This window comes from Alkalihalophilus lindianensis (genome assembly GCF_032843265.1).
In the GTDB taxonomy this organism is placed as follows: domain Bacteria; phylum Bacillota; class Bacilli; order Bacillales; family Bacillaceae_D; genus Alkalihalophilus; species Alkalihalophilus lindianensis.
The window spans coordinates 1-264 of record NZ_JAWJBA010000479.1; the positions used below are offsets into that span (position 1 = coordinate 1).

Here is a 264-nt window from a genome sequence, read left to right on the forward strand (position 1 = left end):
CGGGCGCGTGGGCTGCGCCCCTCTCGAACACCGGCAACTCCGTCACCCGGATCGGCCTGAACCCGGCCCCCGCGGCCAAGCTCTGGGTGACCGGGGCCGCTATGCCCGGGTTCTGGGGGTTCAGAAAGACGGTGTTGACGGTGTTCGAGGTCGCGACATCAACGACGCCCGTGGCCACCGCGAAGGCATTGGCCTGATGGTTGGCGGCGCGGACCGTCTTGAAGCACTGCGCCGGAACGATGCCGCGCGGATTGAACAGGAAGG

General features: G+C 68.6%; 1 protein-coding gene. It reads right to left on the reverse strand.

Going from position 1 to position 264, the window contains the following annotated elements; translation table 11 throughout:
- Positions 1-264: PhnD/SsuA/transferrin family substrate-binding protein (locus RYX56_RS23095; protein WP_317124221.1), on the reverse strand; the 264-nt coding region annotated here is incomplete at both ends.